Below are 15,579 nucleotides of genomic sequence, written 5' to 3' on the forward strand. Positions count from 1 at the left end.
ATTGGCACTTTTGAAGACCGATCATTTTTGAAATTCACTTTGGGGGCCCCCAAGCCCCGTCCGGGGGCAATCTAGCCCTTTTAATTACAATAGATAAAGTGAAATCCAAGCTCTTGTCATCATACTTGAATTTAGAACCGGAATTCAAGAATATTCGATCGAAATCCTGATGAAATTGCTGATTAGGGGATTGAATCTACAAACTTCTTAGGTATTCGAGTAATGCCCTGACCGCCTTTCCCCTATGACCGATATCCGCCTTTTCATCAGCCGTCATTTCTGCAAAGGTCTCCGATCTTCCATCGGGGAGAAAGACCGGATCGTAGCCAAATCCCTTTTCTCCTCTAGGTGTTTCAGTAATAATACCTTCACAAATCCCTGTAAAAAACTCCGTATGGTCTGGCAAGGCCAACGCAATGACCGTCTTGAAATGTGCCGACCGATCCTCTTTATCAGCTAGCTCTTTCAAGAGTTTACGAGTATTGTCCAGTGCATTTTTTTGAGGCCCGGCATATCGAGCACTGTAAACCCCGGGAGCCCCACCTAGCTCATCGACCAGCAGACCTGTATCGTCAGCAAAGCAAGGAAGTTTGTAATGATCTCTTACATAGGCGGCCTTGAGTTCGGCATTTCCCTCAATGGTATCTGAAGTTTCCGGAATTTCCTCATGACAACCGATATCTGTCAACCCCAAAAGATCTATACCTGAGGGCATAATAGACCTTACCTCTTGCAATTTATTTGGATTGTGAGTAGCAAATACCAGTTGCATCAGTTGTTGGAATGAAGTGCGATTCGATTACCTTCTGTATCCTCCATGAGTCCCATAAAACCATGTTCCGGAGAGATCCTTGTCTTTTGCTGTAAAACCTTGCCGCCGGCAGCTTCGACCCGTGATAATTCATGTGCTAAATCTTGGCAAGACAAATAGATCAGAGTCCCCTGGTAACTGGGTGTGTATTGCTCATGCTGTATCAGCGAACCAGTGGCTCCAGGCTTACTTACATCGCCCGGAAAGAATCCCATCTTGGTCCCATCCAGATCAACCATTTGAATATTGATCTCAAATACCTTGTCGTAAAACGACTTGGCCCTCTCAATATTGGAAACTGGTATTTCGAACCAGTTTATAGGATTACCTTCCATTAGATCCTATTAATTGCTTTCTAAAATGCTTTTCAATTCTGCCAAGCCTTCATTGAAGTCCTTGCCTACCGCCTTATCCATATTCATGAAGAGCATAAAGATGTTTGCCGGTACTTTGTGCCTACCTGAAAAACCCCATTCCACCTTGGTGCCAGATCCTTCATCTGAGCACGTAATATATGCATCACTTTGCGACTCCCAAGGCTTAAGAAAAGTTAATTTGGTACGCAGAGTCCGGCCATCAAGGATCTCTACGATCTCCTGCTGACCTGTTCCTACCTGCTTATTCCCTTCCCATTTGGAAACAAATCCTACGTCCCCGTCATTTCCAATGAATTCTTGTTTCATATTCGAATCTTTCTTTTTCCAAGGAGACCAATTATCCTGATTCTTGACATACCGGATGTAAGGGAAAACCTCACTCCTGGCCTTGTTGATGGTAATACTGCGACTAACATTGTAATTCTTAGGGGCAGCGATCGCCAAAATAACGACTATGGCGACTATGGCGCCAAGGATGTACAAAAAGATCATTGCGTCTAGGTTTGGTTGTTAACGAAAGTTACGAATTTTTCGACTCCTCAAAGCGCTGGATGATCTGATCCACAGACTTGATCGATCGCCTCATCCAGCTATCGATTAGTTGGAGTTGTTCTTCTTCAGCAAGTTTCCAAGGCAGATCGTGATCTCTTAATTGTTGACTGAGTTGATAAAGAATAATTGCCGCAGATACGGATACATTTAAACTTTCGGTAAAGCCATACATTGGGATCTTCAGGCACTCATCGCAACGATCCAAGACCTCTTGGCTAATTCCTTCTTTCTCCGTGCCAAAAATTAGGGCTATGGGTTGCTCCAACTTAAAATCCGAAAGATCCACGGACGATTGGTGAGGGCTGGTCGCCACTAGCTTGTATCCTTTGGACCTTAACTGATCCAAACAGGTATGAGTACTCTGATAACGGTGAAGATCGACCCACTTCTGGGCACCCATGGCGATCTCCCGATCCATTCTCTTCCCAAATCGCCGTTCTATCAAATGCAGGTCCTGAACCCCAAATACATCACAACTTCTCATGACTGCAGACGTATTGTGAGCCTGATAAAGATCCTCCATGACCACCGTTATAAAACGGGTTCGCTCCGAGGCTTTTTGACGCAATAACGTCTGACGTCTCTCCGTAAGAAAAGACTGCAGGTGCTCAAAAAGTTCTATGTTCATCTCAGCCAAACTAAATTCAGGGTTGGGTTTAAACCAGAAAAATAGATAATTTCGAACTCATACTCCGCTCACTGATTGCATTGGCCCTATTTCTTTTGAGTTCTGAACTGTTTTTTGGGTAGCAGGAAAAGATCATTTACCACAACCAACAGTTCTGGACCAGTCTGAACGTAACGGCTCGGACAACGGAAAGATGGGGTGCCATTGCAGACGTTCACATAAGGCGAAACAATTTCCTTAAAACTTCAGACTTTTACTTTCTCCGCCTAGGCGCAGCATACTGGGCTTCCAATGAATTTACCCTTGCAGGAGGATACGCTCACCTGTGGAAATCCCAGACTATCGACGGAAATCGGGTTGGATATAGCGATGAAAATCGAATTTATCAACAAGTTTTGTGGAGGAAACGCGAAGGCAAGATCACTTTTTTGTCCAGGTTTCGCAATGAGCAACGCTGGCAAGAAGTGTTGGACGCCAATGGGGATGTAGATCGGATTAGGTTCTCCAACAGAATACGATTTTTAATGTCGCTTAGTTGGAGAGTATTTACGAATCCCAAAATGCCGGCATTGGTTCTGTCTGACGAAATTCTCTTCCATTTTGGCAAAGAGATCGTCTTTAATGCCATGGACCAGAACCGGACCTTCATTGGGATCAACCAACGACTATCAAAGGATCTCACTTTTGACCTGGGCTACATGCTGGTCTACCAACAGCGATATTCTGGTTTCGAATATGACATGAACCACACATTTCGTCTTTTCTTCTACTATTCTCCGGATTGGCGTAAAGAGAAAGACAGACCTCATTATAGCATTCCGGGAGATGAGTAAGTCGTGAGTCGTGAGTCGTGAGTCGTGAGTCGTGAGTCGAAATTTAAGTACTTCGAATAACGAATCACCGTTTTTACCTTGGGGCCCCTATTCCCCTTCCAGGGTCCAATCTACAGATTTCAACCATCGACGCCTAACAAATTAATTCAGGCTTTTGATGATTCATAAAAGCGATGCCATATTCTCTAAAATCTGGTCCGTAAGATCTCGTGATTAGCTCAAGTCGCAACTCACTGCTCATCGCTCACTAAATAAATCGAATTAAACTCTAACTGCGAAAAATAGTACCTTGAGTGGCTTAAGCATCGGGCTTATGAAATATTAACAACACCAACCATGAAAAAATTATTGCGCATCATTGGATTAGCCATCTTGGCCCTCATCGCAGTGGTATTGGTAAAAACCTTTACCATGAGTTCCAAACAAGTCCCGGCAGGAAGTGTGGAAACCGTGAACCTACCCAATGACATCTACGAGAACTTAGCCGGAGCTATTCGTTACAAGACCATATCATTTAATGAGGAGACCGAACCAGATTCGACCGCTTTCTTTGGTTTGCATCGATACTTGGAGCAAACCTTTCCACTGACCCATTCAAGCCTCGAATTGGAAAAGATTAACGATTACAGTTTGCTCTATACCTGGCAGGGTTCTGATCCATCCAAAAAACCAATTATTCTCATGTCCCATCAGGATGTCGTTCCTGTTGATGAACCAACCCTCAACGATTGGGAAGCAGGGCCATTTTCCGGTAAAATCACCGCAAATGACATCATTGGCCGAGGGACTATGGACGATAAAGGAACCCTGGTCGCCGTGATGGAAGCCGTAGAGTTGATGTTGGAACAGTCGTTTCAGCCAAAACGCACTATTTATCTGGCCTTTGGACACGATGAAGAGGTTGGAGGGCCCAATGGTGCGGCTGCTATAGCTAAACATCTCAAATCCAAGGGTGTTCAAGCAGCCATGACGTTAGATGAAGGGGGCTTTGTAGCCGAGGGTTTGGTTCCTGGTACCGAAAACCCGGTTGCCATGATAAACCTGGCCGAAAAAGGGTTTGCCTCCTTTAAGCTTATCGTCGAGACGAATGGCGGTCACAGTTCTGCTCCACCAGAGGAAAATACCATAGGCATGCTGGCCCAGGCTATTGTAGACCTTGAAGGAAATCAACGACCCTATAAACTGGTCAAACCTATAGACTATCAACTCGAGTACCTAGGGCCTGAAATGCCTTTTATGCAACGGATGGCATTTGCCAATCCTTGGCTTTTTAAAAGTCTCATCCTCGAGGCGCTTAATGCCCACACCACCACCGCACCGACCATTGTAGATGGTGGCGTAAAGAATAATGTGATCCCTACTGTGGCCGAAGCAACCATAAACTTCAGGATATTACCGGGAGAGACTATTGCCACCGTACAGAAGCATATAGAGCAAACGGTATCAGATAAAATTAAGGTGGAGCCGGTTGGTTTCCTGACCAACCCATCTCCTGTTTCCAGTGTAGATTCTGAGAATTTCAAAATTCTGGAGCAAACTATCAGGGATATGTACCCTGACGGGATTGTAGTGCCTGGACTAGTAGGGGGTGGAACGGATGCTCGTTATTTCTATGAAATTTCAGATGATGTCTATCGCTTCTATCCGATCAAGCTTGCCCCGGATAGCATGGAACGATTTCACGGTATTGACGAGAAGATCAGCAAGGAAAACTACAAGGAAATTGTGGAGTTCGCCTATCACTTGATAAAGCGTTTTAATTGAGATCAATTTAAAGAAACAACAAGGTGAATTATGTCTAAGATCATCAGGACCTGGAAAGGATGGACTACCTTAGAGAATGCTCCAATTTACGAGGACATGCTGATCAATGAGGTTTTTCCCGAAGTCAAGAAAAAAGGCGTACATGGCCTCGAAAAAGTGAATATTTCCACCATTGAGAAAGAGGATGAGGTGGAGTTTTTCTTAGTCCTTCAGTTTGATTCCCTGGAATCAGTTAGGGAGTTTGCAGGCCACAATTACAAGGAGGCCTACATTCCGGACAATGCCAAAAAAGTTTTATCCAGGTATGATCAAACAGCACAACATTTCACACTTAAGAAAGAACTTATCCTGATTTAGAGCTAATTTTACAGCTATGAAGATAGTCGTACTCTCTGGTGCCGGTATGAGTGCAGAAAGTGGCCTAAAAACCTTTAGGGACAGCAATGGCCTTTGGGAAGGTCACGATGTGATGGAAGTGGCCTCACCTCAGGGGTTTGCCAGGAACCCGGATATGGTCCTGGATTTTTACAATGAACGGCGGCGTCAGTTGCTGCAAGTAGAGCCTAATTCTGGTCATTTTGCTTTGGCCGAACTGGAGCAAGACCACGAAGTCGAAATTGTGACCCAGAATGTGGACGACCTGCACGAAAGAGCTGGCAGTTCCAGGGTCACACATTTACATGGAGAATTGCTCAAAGTCCGCTCTACCAGAGATCCAAGTATAGTTAAAGAATGGCGCAAGGATATTGTAATGGGAGATCTATGTCCGGTAGGCGCACAACTAAGACCGCATATCGTCTGGTTTGGTGAGGCTGTACCCCTGATGGATAAGGCCATCGATATCGTACAAAAGGCCGAGGTCATGCTGGTTGTCGGAACTTCCATGCAGGTATACCCAGCAGCCGGGCTGGTCGACCTTTCTCCCTACACCACTCCCGTTTATTTTATCGACCCCAACCCTGCCCTCGATTCCAGCAGTAGAATTACGGTTATTGCAAAGACAGCGACCCATGGTATACCAGAGGCGATTAAACTGATCGGTCAAATCGATGCTCAATGACCTTAGCTGAAGTCCTGGATTACCGAACCGCTCATCGGGAAAACCGCATGAAAGCCGCTCAATGGGTATTGGCCAATCCGGACTGTTTTGAAGACTTGCTCAATTACAGCCTTCAACATGGAGAAAAGATTGCCATCAAGGCAAGTTGGGTCTTGGAATTTGTCTTCCTGGAAAGGCCGGAATTGCTTTATCCCCAAATAGATACCTTTTGTTCTCAAATTGGCGGTGCTACCCGGGAATCTGCCATTCGGCCATTTGCTCATATCTCCGAGGTGCTCTGCGTCAATTACTACAAGAAATTCGATCCAAAACTGAGATCAGTACTCAATGACACCCACAAACAGCAATTGGTAGAATGTTGTTTTGACTGGATGATCGGCGATCATAAGGTGGCTTGCCAGGCCAGGGCTATGCTATGTCTCTATTACCTGGGCAATGAGCAGGAATGGGTGCATCCGGAATTGGTACAGATTTTGAAAGAACGCATCCATCATGGCAGTGCCGGGTATAAGAACCGGGCACAGAAAATACTCGATAAACTCTCCTAGAAAGATGAAAAGTCTATACACCCTTCTATTTCTCAGCCTAACAATAACATCGCTATTCTCCCAAGATGTGATTGATCCTCTCGCCGATAAAACCTTGTCTACAAGCGAAATGAAGCAAGACCTGGATCTCTATGTGCAGTTGCTCACCGAGACCCATCCGGGACTATATCGCTATCAAAGCCAGGAAGAATTCCAGAAACAGGTCGGGGAAATACAAATGCGGATACAAGAAGAGATCAGCTTCTATGATTTTTATCGGCAGTTACAAGAACTGAGTTTCGCCATCCGGTGTGCACACACCCAATTATATCCCAAAGAGGATGTTCTAGGACATCTGCGGCGCAGCAGCAATGCCTTGCCTTTCTATGCCTATCCTACCGATGGTAAACTGTATGCCCTTTTCACCGGATTAGAGGGAGATGAGATATTACCGGGATACGAGATCCTGGGAATCAATGGAAGAACGGCCCAGGAGATCATAACAGAATTTGAGCGATTAAACTATCGGGACGGAAAAGTACAATCAGGCTTGACCAAATACCTCCAGGGCGCATATTTCTGTATGACCTATTACTATCAGATCGACCAGGGCCCCACTTATGACATTGAGCTTGATTTACCCGACGGAAGTAAAAAGAAGATCACTGTAAATGGTCAACCCTTCGGCCTGACCGAACGCAACCTGGCCGGCAATCCTGTAAACAAAGAAATACTGTTTTTTTACAACAAGTCAGACAAGAACTTCGACCTGGAAATATTAAAGGGTCTTCCGAATACCGCCAGGATCAGATTTTCTGGTTTTGCAGGTAGAAAAGTGAATTCCGAAGAACAAGCGGTGAAGAAAATGAGGCAATTCATGGACAAAAGCCTCAAGAAGATCAGGAAAGAGAAGATAGAGAACCTGGTCATCGAATTAAGAGGAAATGGCGGTGGCTGGGACATCATGGGAGCAGAACTGATCTCCTACCTGATCCCGGTGGGCACTCAGGTTGACTATTACCGAAAGCAAGTCGCCATTACTGCAGATTCTGAGTTTCTTCAATATTCGGACCTGGATCCCAATGATCTCGATTTGGTCGGCACCTACTTGATTGACCAGGGTGATGGAAGTTATATGGTTAACCCGGAAACCAATGCTACTTTGAGACCCATAACAGCTAAGCCCAACAGTTTTAAGGGTAACATCTATGTAATGACCGATGAGCTAACGGCCTCCAGTGCTGCTGAGTTCGTGGCAGTTTTCAAATCGAATAAACTTGGTACTATCATCGGTCGTGAAGCCGGCGGTGCCTACCAGGGTGGCAACAGTGGCAGTTTTATAAACTTCACCTTACCCAATTCAGGTTTCTACAGTAGAACGCCACTACTCAGATACGAAATGGGAGTCGAACCCATTCAGGACATGGAACGAGGTCCTTTACCAGATCACCCCACTTCCATCTCCCTGGAGAACTTGCTCACGGGGTCCAATCCGGAAGAAGAACTCCTGTATCAACTGATCCGGGAAGGGCAGGATTGATTCGAGAAGATGGCTGTTGTGCAGCCAAACCGAGCTAGTTAATCCGGCCCAAAATCGTATCTTTGCACCTTTAAATCTGCAAGCATGTCCGATTTTTCCCTTCAGGCAATTTCTCCCATAGATGGCCGCTACTCAAGACATACCCAGGCTTTGGTGCCTTACTTCTCCGAAGAGGCTCTGATCAAGTACAGGGTACATGTGGAAATCGAATACTTCATCCAATTGATGGAAATTCCTTTGCCTCAATTGGCGGGCATTGACCGCAGTATAATCCCTGCCTTGCAGGACATACACTTGCAATTCTCAACGGAAGATGCAAGACGAATCAAAGAAATTGAAGGGGTTACCAATCATGACGTAAAAGCCGTCGAATACTTCATCAAGGAGGAGTTTGACAAACTGGGGCTCTCAGATTACAAAGAGTTTATTCACTTCGGACTAACCTCCCAGGACATCAATAATACAGCCATCCCCATGTCACTTCGGGATGCCGTTCAGGAAGTCTATGTTCCTGCCTTGTTCGAAGTTATGGCCAAACTGAGAGAATTGGCCTTGGAATGGGACCAGGTATCCATGTTGGCACGAACTCATGGTCAACCGGCCTCACCCACCCGTCTGGGAAAAGAGATACGCGTGTTCAATGTTCGACTGCAAGAGCAATTAGACATCTTGAATGAGACCAAGTACGCCGCCAAATTTGGAGGTGCAACCGGGAACTACAATGCTCATCAGGTGGCCTATCCGAATATCGATTGGAAAGCATTCGGAACCTCCTTTGTCCAGCAGAAACTCGGTCTCTATCACTCCTTCCCCACTACCCAGATCGAGCATTACGACCATATGGCGGGATTATTCGATTGCCTGAAACGTATTAACAACATATTGATCGACCTGGACCGGGATATCTGGACCTATGTCTCCATGGATTACTTCAAGCAGAAGATCAAAAAAGGAGAGGTTGGTTCCAGTGCGATGCCACACAAAGTGAACCCGATCGACTTTGAGAACTCAGAAGGAAACTTAGGGATCGCCAATGCCATGTTCGAGCACCTGGCTGCCAAACTGCCTATAAGCCGTTTGCAGCGTGATCTGACGGATAGTACTGTGCTTCGAAACATAGGTGTTCCTGTTGGGCATAGCCTGATCGCCATGACTTCAACCCTAAAAGGACTGAATAAACTATTACTGAATGAAGAGAAGTTCCAGGCAGACCTGGAAAAGAACTGGGCGGTAGTGGCCGAGGCCATACAGACGATACTTCGCAGGGAGAATTATCCCAACCCGTATGAAGCTTTAAAAGGACTCACCCGCACTAATCAGGCCATCACAGAGCAAACCATCGGTGAATTCATCAATACGCTCGAGGTCAGTGACGGTGTAAAGGAAGAACTGAGACAGATCACCCCCTGGAACTATACCGGAATCTGATCTTCCAGTAACTGGAAACAACAAAAAACCCACCTTCTCGGTGGGTTTTCTGTTTTGAATGATGAATATAAAGAAACTACATACTCTGAAAAATCTCTCCGATCCCGTTGAATTGCGATATGTCCAGATCTCCGCTCTCAACAGAGTTCATAAGGCGCATCATCTTGGCGGGTTCCATCTTATCCCCGGTAATTCTGAATAAGGCAAAACCTCGTTCATCATCACTGGCAAAGATCACGATCTCATCTATGGCATCTTCCTCACCTAAATACTTCAAGGAAGCTCCAGACTTGTTGGATCCCATCTTCATCAGGGTCTTGTATTTCTCCTGTCCGATGATCTCCTTGACGATGGCCTTTTCGCTATCGTAATCAGCTACATTCTCTCCCTTATTGGGGTAGGCCACCACATTGACTTTCTCGATCGTATTCATGATCTCCTGCTGCTCGTCTGTCAGCACCTGATTCTCGGATTTCAGCAGACTGGCTGCCAAATCCACCTTCAGGAAGCGGTCATCGTCCTGCTTGTCTACATAGTAGCGCTGCAGAGACTTACCATCGCTGCAACTCACCAAGGTGAGTGCAGCGAGGATCAAAATGGTTATGTATTTAACGACCGTGGCCATTATCCTTTATTCTTATCGTCGATATTCTTCAGCTCTTCGCTTCCGGGAACATTCAGGTCCTTGGTCAGCTTGGAAACCTGCTTCAGATCGATATTTCCGGTGATGCTCATAATGATGGTGCCATCTCCTTTAATGGTATCGTCCATTTGGATGTCTTCCCCTTCCATGAACATCAACAGCTCGCTAACGTAGTTCTCACTGGCTCCTTCGCGGGAGTAGAACTTGATGTTCTTGCCTTCGTCCTTCACACGCATCAGCTCGGACAACTTGCTGTTCTTATTCACATATGCGGTTACATCGGCTTTCATCTGGGCAGAAACTTCCGGGTTGTCTGTGATAAAGATCTTGATGTTGTCCAGGTTATCTACTAGGTTCATGTATTCCTTCACCTCAGGGTCGTCACTATCAACATCGATCTGGGCCAACAACTTGAACATGTTCTTGGTCACGATGATGGAGGTGACATCGTTCACATCCTCGAACTTATCGAAGACACCCTGAGCCATCACCAAACAAGGTGTAATTAAAAGTGCTATTAAAACGGTTAACTTTTTCATTGTAGTTGTAATTAATTATTAATGATTATTTATTTCAAAACTTTATTCGTTGCACTGCTGAATTCGTTCAGTCGAGCTAGATGGGCTTGTCCCTTTTCAAATTCACCCAGGTGAGTCAGGGGTGCCTGCACCCGATCGATCTCGCCGAGGTAGGCTATAGACTCTGTCCCCTTATTCATGCTTTGAGAAAGTAAGATCAGACTGGAGCGGGCTTGCTCGTAGGCTGCCAAAGCTTCCTGCTCTTCTGCAGTTAGCCCATTGGCTCCACCCAGCATGAAGGAGGCGATCCCTAATCCCACAACCAGTGTAGCTGCTATTCCGTACCACCAGTTTCTGTTTGACCGAGTGATCTGAGGCAATTCAAGCTCCTGTTGCGATTGCTCAGTACGAGCTTGCTCAAACCCTTGGAACATGGGCACATATGCTGCCAGAGATGGATCTACGTCCTTTCCGGTGAAATAGCTACTCAGTTGCTGTTCTTCCTGCAAGCTGGTCTGCCCTTCGAAATACTTGTCCAATAAGGTTTCTATCTTAACTAACTCCATAGTTGTAATTTTTAATCAATTGTTCCCTCACGGCCTTTCTGGCTCGTGACAGGTTTACTCGGATGGCCGTTTCGTTCATATCCAACATTTCGGCGATCTCTGCAAACTCAAACTGCTCTACATCCCGTAATTGCAGTATCATTTTTTGCTGAGGTGGTAAGGTCTCCATGATCTTAAAAACCAGGCTGACACCGTCGTTGGCTTCCACCTGTCGCTCCATATTCTCCCTATTCTGATAGTTACTGTGAACGATCTTCAGGTTGGAGGCTTGCTTGGACTTCAATCTGTCCAGGCAATAATTCTTGGTCATGGTCATCGCAAAGGCCTCTACATTCTTGTATTTACCCATGGTTTCCCTTCCCTTCCACAATTTCAAATAAACTTCCTGAACGGCATCCTCTGCTTCCTCAGATGAGACGAGTAATCTCTTGGCCAAACGGTATAACTTATCCTTAAAGGGTAAGACGATAGCTATAAATTCTTCTTGTCTCATTTGGTTTGGTCAGCGTGGCTAATTGCCCGTTCTGTCCTTACGACGAACCACTTTATCTTTTGTTACAATAATATTTTAAATTCGCAATAAAGTTCCTCGGATGACAGTTTAGAAGGGGGACTGCGACTCATCTGTTATGACAAAACCTAAACTGCTTCTTCTGCTCTTCCTGGTCAGTCTGATCAGCACTTCCTGCTTTGACGACCTGGATGACAATCCACGTGAAGCTTCTACTCTGGATATTCAGAACTTTATTTGGAGGGGGCTTAATTTCTTTTACCTCTATAAAGATACCAATCCCAACCTGGCGAATAACGCTTTCGCTTCCCAAGGCGAATTGGATGCGTTCTTGAGCGAATTCGAAACGCCAGAAGAACTATTTGGCAATCTGAAGTTCACGGACGATCGTTTCAGTATACTGGTAGACGATTATATCGAATTGGAGAACAGCCTGGGTGGGATCACCCTGAATAACGGAATGGAATTTGGCTTGATACTTTACCCGGATGAAAGTGGTGATGTATTTGGCTATGTCCGTTATGTACTGCCCAATTCCGATGCTGCTGTCAAAGGTGTAGTGCGAGGTATGATCTTCAATACAGTCAATGGGGTTCAGATTGATGATCAGAACTTTAATCAGTTATTCACTCCAGAATCCTATACCATCGGTTTGGCCACCTTCGACGGGGAAAATGTCGAACCCACTGGCGAAAGTATCGAACTGATCAAATCCGTAATTGCAGAGAATCCCATCTTTATCAGCAAGACCTTCGACATAGCCGGGCGGAAGATCGGTTATTTGATGTACAATGGTTTCACCAACGAATACGACAGCGAGCTAAACGCGGTATTCGCACAATTTGCCGGTGAAGGCATTACGGATCTGGTCCTGGATCTGCGATACAATAGTGGCGGTTCTGTTCGTACGGCACGATACTTATCCAGCATGATAACAGGACAATTTACCGGACAGGTGATCTATCAGGAGGAGTGGAATGCTGACCGGCAGGAGGAATATGCTGAAAACGGCCTGTTCGTCAATAGTTTTATTAACGGAGGGGAGTCAATCAATAGTCTGAACCTGGACCAGGTTTACGTACTGGCCACCCGAAGAACAGCTTCATCCAGTGAATTGGTCATCAATGGACTTACTCCATATATCGATGTGGTGCAGATCGGAGAAAATACTACCGGTAAATACCAGGCATCTTTCTTGCTATACGACGCACCAGCGCCGAACTTCAGCAGAAGCCAGGCCAATCCTGACCACACCTATGCCATGCTACCCCTGGTGTTCAAACTGGTTAATGCAGACGGATTCACGGACTTTGATGATGGTTTGATCCCGGACATTAATTTCCCAGAGGACTACACCAATCTTGGTATTCTGGGACAAGAGGATGAACCCCTGCTGGCCAGGGCTATAGAGGAGATAACCGGGGTTCCGGCTCCTGGCGACAGAAGAGTCGTTCGATCGTTGGAGACTATCTCAGAAAGCAAATCATCCAGCCCTGCCTATCAGGTGATGTGGGACCTTCCAAGGCAATAAAAAAAGCCCGATACAAAGTACCGGGCTTGTTCAACCTCACAGGTCAAGACCAAAACCGAACCTGATATTTCTACCCGGAGTTTGGAAACGGTAAATTTCCTCATATTCAGTATCGGTAAGGTTAGTTAGCCCGGCAAAGAGCCTGAATTGTTCGCAAACGCGATAATTTACTCCCAGATCCAAAAGATTGAAGGAATCCAGGGTAACTATTTCGGAGGCAAAGGTCTCTGGATTGAAGAAGGAATCATCCCTCTCCCCTACGTATTGATAACTTAAACTCAGATCCAACTTTTCAATAGGCATCCAGCTCAATCTGGCATTGGCCTTGTGCTCAGGGATCCTCAGTGCAAAACGCTCGTCCGCATCCGTATAGGTATAGTTGGCCGTCACTCTCCATTTTTGACCAAAGTTCTTGCTGGCTTCAACCTCTACTCCGCTGCTGCTAAATTCATCAGCGATATTCTGGTATTGGAAAATGAACAGATCGGGATCGACGGTTACAAAATCGACAAACTGTTTATCCTTGCGGTCAAAATAGACCGCACTGAATCTCCAGTTTCCAGCCACCTGATATTCCAAGCCCCCTTCGATGGTTTGATTCTCTTCCGGCTGCAACTCGGTGTTCCCATAGAGCGGATCATAAAGCTGAAATAAGGAGGGGTAATGTATGCTGTGCTGTAGGACGCTAAAATCCGCATCACTCCGGATCCCAGATCAAATCGGTAAGAAGGATTGACCTGATACACCCAATTTTGACCGTAATCGCTGTGATTGTTCATCCGCACACCTGCATTGACGTTCAATCCAAAATCTGAGATATAGGTCAGGTTTAAATAAGGGTCTATGATATCGAAACGAGCCAAGTCGTCACTCACAGTTTCTTCCAGATCCGTTCCTCCAAAAAGAACACTGAATCCGCTAAATCGACTCCAGTTCGCATTAACTCCGACAAGAACGGTTAGAGACTGATGTACAGGATAACTGAAATAGGTGTCGAAGGTGCTGGAAGTTGACTCGAAGCGTGTTGGGAAGCCCGAATCTGTCTCCCGCTCTAACCAAGAATGACTATCATTCAATACCCAGGCCCCTTTGCCAAATTGCCAATTCAGATTACCTCCTGTACGCACCTGATCGGAGATCGTCCGATTATCGGCATCCACATAACTGAACTCATCGAAGTCCGCTTTAAACCGATCCTTGCTCACAAATCGGCTGATCTTGGGCCCGTTCTTAAACTGATATCCCAACTCCAAACGGGTGTTATATCGGTTAAAGATATCGGCCTCAAAAGCAGGCTCACCCTCCGGGGCCGCGACAGCAGATATCCCATCGGTAAAACGATGGTCCAACCGGATGTCATAGGAAAACCCACTACTGGTTCCACCAATTTGGGCCGAGTTGACGATCTCTGCCGGCCCATATCCGCCTTCTTCTGTCGATCTGTTCGATGCCAAGGTAGAAGCGAATTGCCCGGAAATAGGGTCCTCTCCTACCTTTTTGGTAGTAATGCTGATCACAGCGGTTGCTGCTCCAGAACCGTACAAAACACTGGAGGCCCCTTTAATGATCTCAATTTGCTCTACGCTACTCGCCGGTATCAGCCTCAGGTCAAAATCGTTCGAAATAGAGGAAGGATCGTTCAGTTGGACACCATCTAGCATAATAACCACCTGTCTGTTCCGACCACCACGAACATAATACCCCAGGTTTTGACCGGCATTGGAGCGTGCCCCATTGATCTCTATCCCCGCGACCTGATTGAGCACCTGCGCCAGGCTGTTTCCGGCTTGGGTAGATAGTTCCTCTTCTGAGATAATGGTTGTTACTCGTCCGCTATCCTGACGATCAAGATTGTTTTTAGATTCTATAAAAACAGAATCCAGTTGTTGAAGTTGGTTAATACTTTGAGACCAACCCAATTGAGCCACCACTAAGCAGGCAGCTGTCCATAATAAAGATTTCATGATTGTGCGTTAATACGGAAGAAAAGGCAGAATTATCCCGCTTCTGCTCTGGTAAGACCAGGAAGGTCACTTGACCCATCCCAGGCACGCCAACTTTTATCCCGAAAGTTAAACATGGTTGCGAAACGGGCAGGTCTCCTGGCTTACCTTTTGTCCTCCTTCCCATCCCTAAATTGGACAGTGGATGCAGTGGACGATCCGCCTCAGACGGAAGGCTTACAGTTGCGGGAACAGCTCCGGACTTTAACCGGATTCCCTTTTAAGACAACCAACAAATAGGCTGCCACCAGTTTGCGGGACGAAATTAACCATTTTGTTCAACTCAA

18 protein-coding genes and 1 riboswitch are annotated in these 15,579 nt (G+C 45.9%); of the genes, 8 read left to right on the forward strand and 10 right to left on the reverse strand.

Features of this window, described 5'->3' with window-relative positions; translation table 11 throughout:
• Positions 1-196 precede the first annotated feature (196 nt).
• Genes BST85_RS06375 through BST85_RS06390 form a run of 4 tightly spaced genes read right to left on the reverse strand, consistent with a single transcriptional unit; the run spans position 197 to position 2,368 of the window.
• Positions 197-772, reverse strand: a complete 576-nt coding sequence (locus BST85_RS06375) for a non-canonical purine NTP diphosphatase (protein WP_104812488.1) — start codon at positions 770-772, stop codon at positions 197-199.
• Positions 772-1,146: a VOC family protein gene (locus tag BST85_RS06380; RefSeq protein WP_104812489.1), complete on the reverse strand. Its 375-nt coding sequence runs from the start codon at positions 1,144-1,146 to the stop codon at positions 772-774. Before BST85_RS06380 ends, BST85_RS06375 begins: the two co-directional genes overlap by 1 nt.
• 9 nt (positions 1,147-1,155) lie before the next feature.
• Positions 1,156-1,680, reverse strand: a complete 525-nt coding sequence (locus tag BST85_RS06385) for an SRPBCC family protein (protein WP_104812490.1) — start codon at positions 1,678-1,680, stop codon at positions 1,156-1,158.
• A 28-nt stretch (positions 1,681-1,708) separates the two neighbouring features.
• A complete protein-coding gene (locus tag BST85_RS06390) occupies positions 1,709-2,368 on the reverse strand; it encodes a TrmH family RNA methyltransferase (protein WP_104813927.1) in 660 nt (219 codons plus the stop codon).
• Between the two features lie 134 nt (positions 2,369-2,502).
• Between BST85_RS06390 and BST85_RS06395 the strand changes: the two genes are divergently transcribed.
• The 7 genes from BST85_RS06395 to purB all read left to right on the forward strand — a co-directional run bounded on the left by BST85_RS06395 (position 2,503) and on the right by purB (position 9,520).
• Positions 2,503-3,201: a DUF2490 domain-containing protein gene (locus BST85_RS06395; RefSeq protein WP_281259726.1), complete on the forward strand. Its 699-nt coding sequence runs from the start codon at positions 2,503-2,505 to the stop codon at positions 3,199-3,201.
• A gap of 336 nt (positions 3,202-3,537) precedes the next feature.
• Entirely contained in the window at positions 3,538-4,965 is a 1,428-nt protein-coding gene (locus BST85_RS06400) for a M20 family peptidase (RefSeq protein WP_104812492.1), read from the forward strand.
• A 30-nt stretch (positions 4,966-4,995) separates the two neighbouring features.
• A complete protein-coding gene (locus BST85_RS06405; RefSeq protein WP_104812493.1) occupies positions 4,996-5,322 on the forward strand; it encodes an antibiotic biosynthesis monooxygenase in 327 nt (108 codons plus the stop codon).
• Positions 5,323-5,338: 16 nt separating this feature from the next.
• Positions 5,339-6,025 (forward strand): SIR2 family NAD-dependent protein deacylase, encoded by a 687-nt coding sequence (locus BST85_RS06410; protein ID WP_104812494.1) that lies wholly within the window; start codon positions 5,339-5,341, stop codon positions 6,023-6,025.
• Complete coding sequence (locus BST85_RS06415) at positions 6,022-6,573, forward strand: adenylosuccinate lyase (RefSeq protein WP_104812495.1); 552 nt, start codon at positions 6,022-6,024, stop codon at positions 6,571-6,573. Before BST85_RS06410 ends, BST85_RS06415 begins: the two co-directional genes overlap by 4 nt.
• Positions 6,574-6,577: 4 nt before the next feature.
• Positions 6,578-8,092, forward strand: a complete 1,515-nt coding sequence (locus BST85_RS06420) for a S41 family peptidase (protein ID WP_181039970.1) — start codon at positions 6,578-6,580, stop codon at positions 8,090-8,092.
• A gap of 84 nt (positions 8,093-8,176) precedes the next feature.
• Positions 8,177-9,520 carry an adenylosuccinate lyase gene (purB, locus tag BST85_RS06425; protein WP_104812497.1) on the forward strand — a complete coding sequence of 448 codons (1,344 nt, stop codon included), beginning with the start codon at positions 8,177-8,179 and terminating at the stop codon, positions 9,518-9,520.
• 76 nt (positions 9,521-9,596) lie between these two features.
• Here the strand turns inward: purB and BST85_RS06430 are convergent, their stop codons facing one another.
• The 4 genes from BST85_RS06430 to BST85_RS06445 are packed head-to-tail and all read right to left on the reverse strand — an operon-like array spanning position 9,597 to position 11,740.
• A complete protein-coding gene (locus BST85_RS06430; protein WP_104812498.1) occupies positions 9,597-10,145 on the reverse strand; it encodes a DUF4252 domain-containing protein in 549 nt (182 codons plus the stop codon).
• Positions 10,145-10,702, reverse strand: a complete 558-nt coding sequence (locus BST85_RS06435) for a DUF4252 domain-containing protein (RefSeq protein ID WP_104812499.1) — start codon at positions 10,700-10,702, stop codon at positions 10,145-10,147. The genes BST85_RS06430 and BST85_RS06435 overlap by 1 nt, the downstream gene beginning before the upstream one ends.
• A gap of 29 nt (positions 10,703-10,731) precedes the next feature.
• On the reverse strand, positions 10,732-11,247 hold the full coding sequence (locus BST85_RS06440) for a hypothetical protein (RefSeq protein ID WP_104812500.1): 516 nt from the start codon (positions 11,245-11,247) through the stop codon (positions 10,732-10,734).
• A complete protein-coding gene (locus BST85_RS06445) occupies positions 11,234-11,740 on the reverse strand; it encodes an RNA polymerase sigma factor (protein ID WP_104812501.1) in 507 nt (168 codons plus the stop codon). The genes BST85_RS06440 and BST85_RS06445 overlap by 14 nt, the downstream gene beginning before the upstream one ends.
• A gap of 136 nt (positions 11,741-11,876) precedes the next feature.
• Between BST85_RS06445 and BST85_RS06450 the strand changes: the two genes are divergently transcribed.
• Positions 11,877-13,289: a S41 family peptidase gene (locus BST85_RS06450; RefSeq protein WP_104812502.1), complete on the forward strand. Its 1,413-nt coding sequence runs from the start codon at positions 11,877-11,879 to the stop codon at positions 13,287-13,289.
• Positions 13,290-13,325: 36 nt separating this feature from the next.
• Here the strand turns inward: BST85_RS06450 and BST85_RS06455 are convergent, their stop codons facing one another.
• Together BST85_RS06455 and BST85_RS06460 are read right to left on the reverse strand one after the other, a co-directional pair.
• Complete coding sequence (locus BST85_RS06455) at positions 13,326-13,904, reverse strand: TonB-dependent receptor domain-containing protein (protein ID WP_245917648.1); 579 nt, start codon at positions 13,902-13,904, stop codon at positions 13,326-13,328.
• Positions 13,787-15,253 carry a TonB-dependent receptor plug domain-containing protein gene (locus BST85_RS06460; protein ID WP_104812504.1) on the reverse strand — a complete coding sequence of 489 codons (1,467 nt, stop codon included), beginning with the start codon at positions 15,251-15,253 and terminating at the stop codon, positions 13,787-13,789. The genes BST85_RS06455 and BST85_RS06460 overlap by 118 nt, the downstream gene beginning before the upstream one ends.
• 111 nt (positions 15,254-15,364) lie before the next feature.
• A riboswitch (cobalamin riboswitch) is annotated at positions 15,365-15,559 on the reverse strand.
• Positions 15,560-15,579: the final 20 nt, after the last annotated feature.

The organism is Aureitalea marina (assembly GCF_002943755.1).
In the GTDB taxonomy this organism is placed as follows: Bacteria; Bacteroidota; Bacteroidia; order Flavobacteriales; family Flavobacteriaceae; genus Aureitalea; species Aureitalea marina.